General features: G+C 68.9%; 14 protein-coding genes. 8 read left to right on the top strand and 6 right to left on the bottom strand.

The genetic code is table 11. The features are described from left to right. Positions 1-28 precede the first annotated feature (28 nt). Positions 29-445, top strand: coding sequence for a transposase (locus ACSQ1W_RS15485; RefSeq protein ID WP_436044540.1), 417 nt, complete (start codon positions 29-31; stop codon positions 443-445). A gap of 344 nt (positions 446-789) precedes the next feature. Then, positions 790-999, top strand: coding sequence for a hypothetical protein (locus tag ACSQ1W_RS15480; protein ID WP_436044539.1), 210 nt, complete (start codon positions 790-792; stop codon positions 997-999). A gap of 33 nt (positions 1,000-1,032) precedes the next feature. Here ACSQ1W_RS15480 and ACSQ1W_RS15475 read toward each other — a convergent pair whose 3' ends face one another. Then, positions 1,033-1,551: an adenine phosphoribosyltransferase gene (locus ACSQ1W_RS15475; RefSeq protein ID WP_436044538.1), complete on the bottom strand. Its 519-nt coding sequence runs from the start codon at positions 1,549-1,551 to the stop codon at positions 1,033-1,035. Between the two features lie 165 nt (positions 1,552-1,716). On the opposite strand from ACSQ1W_RS15475, the gene ACSQ1W_RS15470 reads away from it, so the two are divergent. Further along, the gene (locus ACSQ1W_RS15470) at positions 1,717-2,235 is read left to right on the top strand and encodes a DUF1993 domain-containing protein (protein ID WP_436044537.1); all 519 of its coding nucleotides are present in this window, start codon (positions 1,717-1,719) and stop codon (positions 2,233-2,235) included. 16 nt (positions 2,236-2,251) lie between these two features. On the opposite strand, the gene ACSQ1W_RS15465 is transcribed toward ACSQ1W_RS15470, so the two are convergent. From ACSQ1W_RS15465 to ACSQ1W_RS15455, 3 genes are all read right to left on the bottom strand, one after another. Next, positions 2,252-3,517, bottom strand: a complete 1,266-nt coding sequence (locus ACSQ1W_RS15465; protein ID WP_436044536.1) for an RNA polymerase sigma factor — start codon at positions 3,515-3,517, stop codon at positions 2,252-2,254. Between the two features lie 91 nt (positions 3,518-3,608). Next, positions 3,609-4,022, bottom strand: coding sequence for a VOC family protein (locus ACSQ1W_RS15460; protein WP_436044535.1), 414 nt, complete (start codon positions 4,020-4,022; stop codon positions 3,609-3,611). A gap of 131 nt (positions 4,023-4,153) precedes the next feature. After that, on the bottom strand, positions 4,154-4,540 hold the full coding sequence (locus ACSQ1W_RS15455; protein WP_436044534.1) for an MmcQ/YjbR family DNA-binding protein: 387 nt from the start codon (positions 4,538-4,540) through the stop codon (positions 4,154-4,156). Between the two features lie 108 nt (positions 4,541-4,648). On the opposite strand from ACSQ1W_RS15455, the gene ACSQ1W_RS15450 reads away from it, so the two are divergent. From ACSQ1W_RS15450 to ACSQ1W_RS15440, 3 genes are all read left to right on the top strand, one after another. Further along, positions 4,649-4,972 (top strand): hypothetical protein, encoded by a 324-nt coding sequence (locus ACSQ1W_RS15450; protein ID WP_436044533.1) that lies wholly within the window; start codon positions 4,649-4,651, stop codon positions 4,970-4,972. Between the two features lie 62 nt (positions 4,973-5,034). After that, a complete protein-coding gene (locus tag ACSQ1W_RS15445) occupies positions 5,035-5,382 on the top strand; it encodes a response regulator (RefSeq protein WP_436044531.1) in 348 nt (115 codons plus the stop codon). A gap of 90 nt (positions 5,383-5,472) precedes the next feature. After that, the gene (locus ACSQ1W_RS15440; RefSeq protein ID WP_436044530.1) at positions 5,473-5,862 is read left to right on the top strand and encodes a low affinity iron permease family protein; all 390 of its coding nucleotides are present in this window, start codon (positions 5,473-5,475) and stop codon (positions 5,860-5,862) included. Between the two features lie 107 nt (positions 5,863-5,969). Here the strand turns inward: ACSQ1W_RS15440 and ACSQ1W_RS15435 are convergent, their stop codons facing one another. Beyond that, positions 5,970-6,464 (bottom strand): GNAT family N-acetyltransferase, encoded by a 495-nt coding sequence (locus ACSQ1W_RS15435; protein WP_436044528.1) that lies wholly within the window; start codon positions 6,462-6,464, stop codon positions 5,970-5,972. A gap of 49 nt (positions 6,465-6,513) precedes the next feature. Then, a complete protein-coding gene (locus ACSQ1W_RS15430) occupies positions 6,514-7,404 on the bottom strand; it encodes a TIGR01777 family oxidoreductase (RefSeq protein WP_436044527.1) in 891 nt (296 codons plus the stop codon). Between the two features lie 118 nt (positions 7,405-7,522). On the opposite strand from ACSQ1W_RS15430, the gene ACSQ1W_RS15425 reads away from it, so the two are divergent. Next, entirely contained in the window at positions 7,523-8,221 is a 699-nt protein-coding gene (locus ACSQ1W_RS15425; protein ID WP_436044526.1) for an alpha/beta fold hydrolase, read from the top strand. 99 nt (positions 8,222-8,320) lie between these two features. Beyond that, a complete protein-coding gene (gene gnd / locus ACSQ1W_RS15420) occupies positions 8,321-9,229 on the top strand; it encodes a phosphogluconate dehydrogenase (NAD(+)-dependent, decarboxylating) (RefSeq protein ID WP_436044525.1) in 909 nt (302 codons plus the stop codon). Positions 9,230-9,279 lie beyond the last annotated feature (50 nt).

Here is a 9,279-nt window from a genome sequence, read left to right as displayed (position 1 = left end):
GGACGGAGACGCGAGGGGAGAGCAGGAGGTGACCGTCGCACTGCCCGCGCACTGGACGCTGCCGCAGGGCGTGGGTCCGCGTGCGATCAGCCAATGGCCCATCACCGAGCGCCTGACGGCAGAAGAATGGAAGCGCCTGATGCACGCGTTGCCTGGCCGTGTCGGCGCACGGGCGCGTCACGGTGGCAACGCACGCCGGTTCATCGAGGCGGTGCTGTGGGTCGCGCAGACCGGCGCCTACTGGTCGGATCTGCCGCGGGACTTCGGTTCATGGCACGGCATCTACGTCCGCTTCATCCGCTGGGCACAGGATGGCAACTGGACCCAGGTGCTGGCGCATTTCGATCCGCAGGACCAGCGTGCCCTCGATCTGCATGCCTTGATCGAGCGCTACCTGCATCGCAACAACACCAAGTACCTCAGCCGGGCCATGCGCGCTTCCTGAGCATGTCCTGTGACGCGCAAGGCGACGCGAATAGGTAGGGGCAGTCCTTGCAGAACCACGGGCTGACGTGACGGGGATGAGGTGTCCCTCCACGCTGATCCGCAGACCGCTATCCGCGGGCGTACCCCCGCCCGTGGCTAGGTGGGACCACTCCCATCCCCAGGGAGTGTGTCCATCGCCGTCCGTGCCCGACACATGGGCGGCGTCGCGCTCAGGCGCCGAGGGGAGGCGCAATGCCTCCCCTCGTTTTTTACGGCACCTACGGATCGATGACATTCCGCTTCGGTGCGCTTAACACGCGATGGCCTATCGTCGTGGCCCGATCCCTGCAAGCAGGAGGCCACATGACCACGCATGTTTTCACCGCCGAGGATTCCGCGGGCCGTCGCTGCCGCATCCAGGTGACCCGGAGCGACGAAGGCAATGCATCCCGCGGCGATGGCCCCCACGCCCCCGCCTACGTGCTGGAAGACGGCAGCCATGTGCGTCGCATCGACAACGACACCTTCCAGATCATCGGTACCGGCGCCTACGTTACCCGCGTGCCCGACTGACCCGGCAGGTTGCGGCCCATTGCTCGTGACCGGTCAGTAGATCGCGGCCGCATGCAGCGGGGCGGCATGGTCCCAGGTGGCGCGTGCAGCAAGAAAGCCCAGCTCCACCAGCACGCCGGTGCCGGCCACGATGGCACCCTGTCGTTCGACCAGCTGCACCGCCGCCTTCAGCGTGCCGCCGGTCGCCAGCACGTCGTCGATCACGATGACGCGCGCGCCGGCGGGCAGGGCATCGGTATGGATTTCCAGACGGTCGCGCCCGTATTCCAAGCCGTAATCGAGCGACAGGGTGTGCGCGGGAAGCTTGCCCGGCTTGCGTACCGGTACGAACCCCACGCCCAATTCGCGCGCCACGGCGGCACCGAGAATGAAGCCGCGTGCTTCCACGCCCACCACCGCATCGAGCGATGCGTCCCGCCAGGGTGCGGCCATCGCGGCCACCGCGTCGGCGAAGCCGCTGGCGTCCGCCAGGACCGGCGTGATGTCCTTGAAGAGGATGCCGGGCTTGGGAAAGTCGGCGATGTCGCGCAGCAGGTCAGTCCAGGCGGGCATGGTGGCGCTCGGCAGCAGAGGGGGCGCCGATCCTACCCCAGACCCGCTGGCGCGTCGTTGCGGACGACCGGGCATGTGGCGTTGGGATGCACTCTCCCGGGATGACCCGCTAATCACGGTCCACGCCGGCGACTATCCTCACGCCACCTGCTTCCGGACATGCCCATGAGCGTACCTTTGTCGATGTACCAGGCCTCCGTTCCCGTGTTCCTGCGCGCGCTGCGCAACCTCCGTCATGTGCTGGAGAAGGGAGAGGCGCATGCCCGCGGCCGTGGCGAGGATCCGGCTGCGCTGCTGCAGGCCCGTCTGTACGAGGACATGCTGCCGCTGGTGCGGCAGGTGCAGATCGCGACCGATACGGCGAAGTTCGGCGCGGCACGATTGGCCGGTGTGGAGTCGCCGCGTTTCGAGGATGTGGAAACTACGTTCGACGAGCTGTACGCGCGCCTGGACGCAATCGCCGACTACCTGCACACGTTCGACGAGGCCGCGCTGCAGGGCAGCGAAACGCGCGCGGTCACCCTGTCCACGCGCACGCGCGGCGACCTGCACTTCGACGGGCGTGGCTATCTCCTCGGCCACGCGCTGCCGAACCTGTTCTTCCACGTCACCACTGCGTACGCCATCCTGCGCCACCACGGCGTGCCGCTGGGCAAGCTGGACTACCTCGGCCCCGCCGCCTGATCGCGTACGGCGGGTGTCATCCCGCGACGCACGCCTGCGCGCGCGCCAGCAGCAGGGCCTGTTCGCGTTCGTTGCGCGTCATCCCCGCCGCACGCTCGAACTCCGCGCGCGCTTCATCGCGACGGTCCAGTTTGAACAGCAGGTCGCCGCGCACACTGGGGAGCAGGTGGTAGTGCTTCATCGCCGGCTCGTCGAGCAGCCGGTCGACCAGCGGTAGCGCGCTGGCCGGGCCGGTGGCCATCGACACCGCCACCGCACGGTTGAGTTCGACCACGGGCGACGGATTCACCTGCGCCAGTGCGGCATACAGCGTCGCAATGCGCGTCCAGTCGGTGGCCTCGGCGATGTGCGCACGCGCGTGGCAGGCGGCGATGGCGGCCTGCAACGCATACGGGCCGAATGCACCGCCCAGCCGCTCGGCGCGCGCCAGCGCCTCCAGGCCGCGCTGGATCAGCAGGCGGTCCCAGCGGCCGCGGTCCTGGTCGAGCAACAGCACCGGCGCACCGTCCTTGCCGACGCGCGCGGGCAGGCGCGAGGCCTGGATTTCCATCAGCGCGATCAGGCCGTGCACGTCGGGCTCGTGCGGCGCCAGTGCCGCCAGCATGCGGCCCAGCCGCAGTGCCTCTTCGCACAATGCAGGGCGCATCCAGCCGTCACCGCTGGTGGCCGAATAGCCCTCGTTGAAGACCAGGTAGACCACGCCCAGCACCGAGGCCAGGCGTTCCTGCAGTTCGTCGCCGCGCGGCACCTCGAAGGCCACATCGGCATCGGCCAGCGTGCGTTTCGCCCGCACGATGCGTTGCGCCACGGTCGGCTCGGAGGTCAGGAACGCACGTGCGATCTCGTCCGTGGTCAACCCGCACAGCAAGCGCAGCGTCAGCGCCACGCGCGCCTCCATCGACAGCACCGGATGGCACGACACGAACACCAGCCGCAGCAGGTCGTCGTCGATATCGTGGTCCAGCGCATCCTCGTCGCGCGCACGGCGCTCCTCGTGCGCGTCGTCCAGTTCGCGCGCCAGTTCCTCGTGCTTGCGGTCCAGCAACTGCAGCCGGCGCAGGCGGTCGATCGCGCGGCGCTTGGCGGTGGTCATCAGCCAGGCACCCGGGTTGTCGGGCACGCCGTCACGGGGCCAGGTCTCCAGTGCGATCACCAGCGCGTCCTGCGCCAGCTCTTCGGCCAGGTCCAGGTCGCGCAGCATGCGCGCCAGACCGGCGATCACGCGCGCGGACTCGATGCGCCAGACGGCGTCGATCGCGCGATGGGTGGGGGAGCTCGACATGCCGCGCATCAGACCACGGCACTGCGGCGGGTGAAAGCCGCAGTGCAGCGGGCAGGGGCGTCAGCGTGCGCACGACATCCCCACGCGCGCATCACGCATCCTTCTCGCAGTTGATCATCCACGGCACGCCGAACTTGTCGACCAGCATGCCGAAGCGGACCGCCCAGAACGTCTGCGCCAGCGGCATGGTCACCTGGCCACCGGCCGACAGCGCGCCGAAGATGCGCTCGGCATCCTTGATGCTGTCCACCGACAGCGAGACCGAGCAGCCCTTCACGCCCTCGTAGGGATAGTTGGGATGATTGTCCGACCCCATCAGCACGGTCTGCCCGAACATCACGTGCGTATGCATGATCTTCTGCTTGTACTCGGCCGGCATGTCCTCGCAACCCTCGGTGCCGTCGAAGCGCATCAACGGCCCCAGTTCGCCGCCGGTGGCCTGCGCATAGAAAGTGAACGCGGCTTCGCAGTCGCCATTGAGGATCAGGTAGGGATTGACGTTCATCTCGTGCTCCTTGGGTGGGTGATGACAGGGCGCCAGGGCACGGCGCCGGGGTGGTCTTCCTGCAGTCGACGAACCGGCAGTCCCGGAATCGACAGATGGGCAGGCCGGGATTCGTTCGACGGATCGGTCCTTCAGCGGACGGGGTCGCCGGCCCGGGGCGCATCGGCCAGCACCGCCGCGCGCTGACGCCGGGTAAGCCGGTCCCAGGCATAGCCATAGGACCAGCCCACCAGCGCCTTCAGCTCGGTGGTCGGCACGGAGGCCACGTCCACCACGGTGATCCAGCGGTGAATGCCCAGCCAGCGCGCCGGCTTGATGCCGGGCTGGTCGGTCAGTTCCAAGAACCGCTCCGGCGCCACCTTGAAGCTGAAGCGCCAGCGCTCCGGCTCGCTGGTCTTGAAGTACGCGAAGCGCTTGTCGCCCACGGCGTACACCAGGATGTTGGCGGGCGCGTCGTACAGCGTTTCCACGCTGCCGGGCAGGGAACGGCAATGGCGTTTGAGGGCGGCGACGTCCATGCCGGCATGCTAGCCCCGCGCGGCGTTGCGTGGATGTCGTCGGTGCATCGTCGCGGACAACCGCTGCCCTCGAGTCGCGGGCTCGCGGGATGGCACACTGGTGGCGACATGGCGCAGCGGCATACTCCCGACGGACGCTACCTGGTCGTGCGCGGCCGCCTGTGGCGTGCCGCCAATCCGCACCTCGCCGATGCCACACGGCAGGCACTCGTGCAGCAACTCATGCAGGCCAGGCGGGACGTGAAGTCAGCGATGGCTTCACGGGATGCGGCCCGCCTTCGCCAGGCACGCGAGGCGGTACACGCCGCCAAGACGGCGCTCGGGGAACGCGGCCCGGTGTGGTGGCGGGACGGCGCCCGGGACTACAACCGCCACCTGGTAAGGAACACGCCATACGCCGGCTGGTACGCGGGCCTGGAAGACGACGCGTAAAGCTCGGCCGGAGCGCGCGGATTTCACGCCGGGTTCGCACCGTCCTGCCGCAAAGTCGGTCCATGACCGACCTCACCATCCTCTACATCGACGACGACGACAGGCACCGCACCATGGTGGCCGAAGCCCTCGAACTGGCCGGCCATCGCGTCACCCAGGCCGCCAGCGGCAGCGCCGCGCAGGCGTTCCTGCAGCAGCAGCGCTACGACTGCGTGGTGACCGACTACGACATGCCCGGCATCACGGGAGCAGCGGTGGTATCTGAAGCCCGTCGCCTGCAGCCCGGCGTCACCGTGTGCGTCGTGTCGGGCCATGCGCGCGAAGACATGAGCGACCTGCCCACCGGCACGCTGCTGATGACCAAGCCCTTCAGTGTACCGTTGCTGCTGGACGTGCTGTCGCCGCGGTAATCGGCGGCATCGTGGGTCGGTGGAAGAAGACCGTCACCCCGCTCCGGGCGGATCGACGACACTGCACGAACACCCGCCACGGAGCGCGCCATGGCCACCCAGTCCGCCTTCACCCGTCTCGCCAAAAAGGCGTCCACCTTCACCGGCCGGCCAGCGTGCTTCGCACTCGCGCTCGGCACCATCGTCGTGTGGGCGATCAGCGGGCCTCTATTCGGCTTCAGCGATACGTGGCAGCTGGTCATCAACACCGGCACGACGATCATCACGTTCCTGATGGTCTTCCTGATCCAGAGCACCCAGAACCGGGACACGGAAGCCATGCAGATCAAGCTGGACGAGCTGATCCGCGTCTCGCGCAGCGCCAACAACGCGCTGCTGGACCTGGAGGAACTGGAAGAGAAGGAGCTCGACGACCTGCGCGCGCACTACGAAGAGATGGCGCGGCAGGCGCGCGAGGTGCAGCAGGCGAAGGCGAGGTAAGCGCCGCACGCCGAGAGAGGCTTTCCGCCTCTATCACCGAGCACGAAGCTTCTCTCGCGAGGTCGCATCGCTCTCTCGGTGCTCGGGGAAGATGATCCGGGGGGTGGTTACAGCGTTTTTTCCATCCGGTAGTTGTGAATCGCCACGCCATCCAGCACTAGGTCGTTGCGGCCCAGAACGACGAAACCACGCCGTTCGAACAACGGGCGTGCCAGCTCGCTGGCCTCGACGAAGATCCTCGACAACCCCAGTCCGCGTGCATGGTCTTCCAGCGCGGCGTACAGCAGCGGACCGACGTGCAGGCCTTCGGCTTCCGGCGCCACGTAGAGGAAATCCAGGTGGCCGTCCGCTTCCAGGTCGCCGAAGCCCAGCACGCCGCCGGCATCGTCCTGGGCGACCAGCACGTAGCGTCCGTCGGCACACCGTGTTGCGGTCCGTTCGACGGTCGCCAGCGCCGCCCACGCTGCGACCTGCTCCGCGCTGTAGGCGCGTGGCCCGTAGTGCACGACGGAACGTGCATAAAGATCCGTCAGGACGGGCGCGTCGTGGGAGCGATACGGGCGTAGCGTGGGCGAGGGCATACAGGGCGAAGAGGTGGGCACGGCGCCAGTATGACGTCGCCGCAGGCGGCGATGTCGACGAGGTTGCCGGTCAGCCGGGTAGCAGGTCGCGAAGCGCGTCTTCGAGTACGGGAAACCGGAACGCGAACCCCTCCGCCAGCGCATGCGCCGGCAGCACGCGCTGGCCCGTCAGCAGCAGGTGTGCCATCTCGCCGAAACCCGCCTTCAACGCGAACGCAGGGGTCGGCAGCACGGCGGGGCGATGCAATACCTTGCCCAGCGTGCGGGCGAAGACGCGGTTGGTCACCGGTTCGGGCGCGGTGCCGTTGTAGGCACCACCGGCGCGGTCGCTGTCGAGCAGCCACGCGATCATCCGCACCAGGTCGTCGCGATGGATCCAGCTCATCCACTGGCGGCCATCGCCCATCGGTCCACCTGCGCCCAGCCGGAACGGCGGCAGCATCTTGGCCAGCGCGCCGCCGTCAGCGGCCAGCACGATGCCGGTGCGCAGCCGGCACGTGCGCACGTCCAGGCCTTCGGCCTGCATCGCTTCGGTTTCCCAGTCGCGGCACAGCTGCGCGGCGAAGTCGCCGCCGGGGGCGGCGGATTCGTCCAGCGCCTCATCGTCGCGCGGGCCGTAGTAGCCGATGGCCGAGCCCGACACCAGCACGCGCGGACGCACCGACTGCCGCGCCATCCACGTCATCAGCGCCTGGGTGGTGCCCAGCCGCGAGCGACGGAACTCGGCCTTGCGCTCGGCATTCCAGCGGCCGGCCATCAGCGGCTCGCCGGCCAGATTCACCACCGCCTCCACATCGCGCGCGTCGTCCAGGCTGACCAGGACGCGTGCGGATGCCGGCACCTGCGTGCGGGCGCGGACGGGATCGCGGGTCAGCACGCTCAGCGCGTGCCCTGCCCGCAGCAGATGCCCGCAGAGTGCGTGGCCGATGAAGCCGGTACCGCCGGTCAGCAGGACATGCATGCAGGAGGTCGAGGACGGAGGAGTGCGCAGCGTACGGCGTGATGCGTGTTGCGGACGTGGAACGGACCGTCGGTGCCGACCGCCGGTCAGCTCCGGTTGCGGCCACTACACTACGCATATGCCGCCATATCCCCTGCTTCTGTTGCCCGGCCTGCTCTGCGACGCGCGTCTGTGGCGCGATCCCGCCGAGGCGCTGGCCGACGTCGCCGACATTCACCACGGCGATCTGACGCGCGACGACAGCGTCGCCGGCATGGCCGCACGCGTGCTGGCCGCGGCGCCGCCGGTGTTCGCGCTGGCGGCGCTGTCGATGGGCGGCTACGTCGCGTTCGAGATCCTGCGCCAGGCGCCACAGCGGGTGGCGAAGCTGGCGCTGCTGGACACGAGTGCGCGGCTCGACCCGCCGAAGCGGCTGGCCGTGCGGCGGGCCGGATTGACGATGGCCGAATCCGGCCGTTTCGCCGGGGTCACCCGCAAGCTGCTGCCGCAACTGGTGCACGAGAGTCGCGTGGACGGCACGGTCGGCGAAGAGGTCATGGCGATGGCGCAGCGCGTCGGACGCGATGCCTTCCTGCGCCAGCAGCGCGCCATCATCGGCCGGCCCGATTCGCTGCCGCTGTTGTCCGCCATCACCGTGCCCACCCTGCTGGGGGTCGGCGAGGACGACCGCATGACGCTACCCGAGGAGACCCGGCTGATGCACGAGCGCATCCCCGGGGCGCACCTGCACGTGTTCGCCCGCTGCGGCCACCTGCCACCGATGGAAGTGCCGCGGGAAACCGCAGCCGTGCTGCGCGACTGGCTGGCCGCGGTGTGACGCGCCGCCGGCATCGCGCACGCGCCTGCGCGCGTGCCGACGGCCGATGGCGGACAATGGCGACCTCTTTCATTTTCGATTGAACCCACGGGAGTACACATGGAACTGGCGATGATCGGACTGGGGCGCATGGGCGCCAACATGGCCGAACGGTTGGTGCGCGGCGGCCACACGGTCCGAGGCTACGATCCGGGCGAGGCGGCACGCCAGCAGGCCGAAACCCGCGGCATCGTCCCGCACGCCAGCCTGCAGAACGCCGTGTCCGCGCTGCCTTCGCCGCGCGTGGTGTGGCTGATGGTGCCGGCCGGGCAGGTGGTGGACGACACACTGGCCCAGCTGCGTCCGCTGCTCGCCGCCGGCGACATCGTCATCGACGGCGGCAACTCCAACTACAAGGACAGCCAGCGCCGCGCGCAGGCGCTCGGCGATGCCGGCATCCGCTATGTGGACTGCGGCACCAGCGGCGGCGTGTGGGGCCTGGCCGAAGGCTACAGCCTGATGATCGGCGGCGACGCCGACGCGGTGAAGACGCTGACGCCGGTGTTCGCCACGCTGGCGCCGACGCCGTCGACCGGCTGGGGTCACGTGGGGCCGAGCGGCGCGGGCCACTTCGCCAAGATGATCCACAACGGCATCGAGTACGGAATGATGCAGGCCTTCGCCGAAGGCTTCGCGATCCTGAAGAAGAAGGAGGCGATGGACTTCGACCTCGGCGCGCTCGCCGAGATCTGGCGCCACGGCAGCGTGGTGCGCTCGTGGCTGCTGGACCTGACCGCCAATGCGCTGCAGAAGAATCCGGACATGGCCGGGATCGCGCCGTTCGTCTCCGACTCCGGCGAAGGCCGCTGGACGGTGGCCGAGGCGATCGACCTGGACGTGTCGGCACCGGTGATCACGATGTCGCTGCTGGAACGCCTGCGTTCGCGCGAGCACGATTCCTACGCCGACAAGCTGCTGTCGGCGATGCGCAACGAGTTCGGCGGGCACGCGGTCAAGAAGCAGGATTAATCACCCGGCCTTATCGCAGGCGCGGCTAGGGTGGCTGCTCCGACCGGAGG

The sequence above is a fragment of the Pseudoxanthomonas sp. LjRoot143 genome (assembly GCF_964252945.1).
Classification (GTDB): Bacteria; Pseudomonadota; Gammaproteobacteria; order Xanthomonadales; family Xanthomonadaceae; genus Pseudoxanthomonas_A.
Note: the sequence above shows the minus strand (reverse complement) of the source record. Positions and strands in the feature narration are given on the sequence as shown.

Coding starts and splice junctions, on each gene's coding strand:
- ACSQ1W_RS15480 (WP_436044539.1), top strand. CDS start 790: ATGACCACGCATGTTTTCACCGCCGAGGATTCCGCGGGCCGTCGCTGC.
- ACSQ1W_RS15475 (WP_436044538.1), bottom strand. CDS start 1,551: ATGCCCGCCTGGACTGACCTGCTGCGCGACATCGCCGACTTTCCCAAG.
- ACSQ1W_RS15470 (WP_436044537.1), top strand. CDS start 1,717: ATGAGCGTACCTTTGTCGATGTACCAGGCCTCCGTTCCCGTGTTCCTG.
- ACSQ1W_RS15465 (WP_436044536.1), bottom strand. CDS start 3,517: ATGTCGAGCTCCCCCACCCATCGCGCGATCGACGCCGTCTGGCGCATC.
- ACSQ1W_RS15460 (WP_436044535.1), bottom strand. CDS start 4,022: ATGAACGTCAATCCCTACCTGATCCTCAATGGCGACTGCGAAGCCGCG.
- ACSQ1W_RS15455 (WP_436044534.1), bottom strand. CDS start 4,540: ATGGACGTCGCCGCCCTCAAACGCCATTGCCGTTCCCTGCCCGGCAGC.
- ACSQ1W_RS15450 (WP_436044533.1), top strand. CDS start 4,649: ATGGCGCAGCGGCATACTCCCGACGGACGCTACCTGGTCGTGCGCGGC.
- ACSQ1W_RS15445 (WP_436044531.1), top strand. CDS start 5,035: ATGACCGACCTCACCATCCTCTACATCGACGACGACGACAGGCACCGC.
- ACSQ1W_RS15440 (WP_436044530.1), top strand. CDS start 5,473: ATGGCCACCCAGTCCGCCTTCACCCGTCTCGCCAAAAAGGCGTCCACC.
- ACSQ1W_RS15430 (WP_436044527.1), bottom strand. CDS start 7,404: ATGCATGTCCTGCTGACCGGCGGTACCGGCTTCATCGGCCACGCACTC.
- ACSQ1W_RS15425 (WP_436044526.1), top strand. CDS start 7,523: ATGCCGCCATATCCCCTGCTTCTGTTGCCCGGCCTGCTCTGCGACGCG.
- gnd (WP_436044525.1), top strand. CDS start 8,321: ATGGAACTGGCGATGATCGGACTGGGGCGCATGGGCGCCAACATGGCC.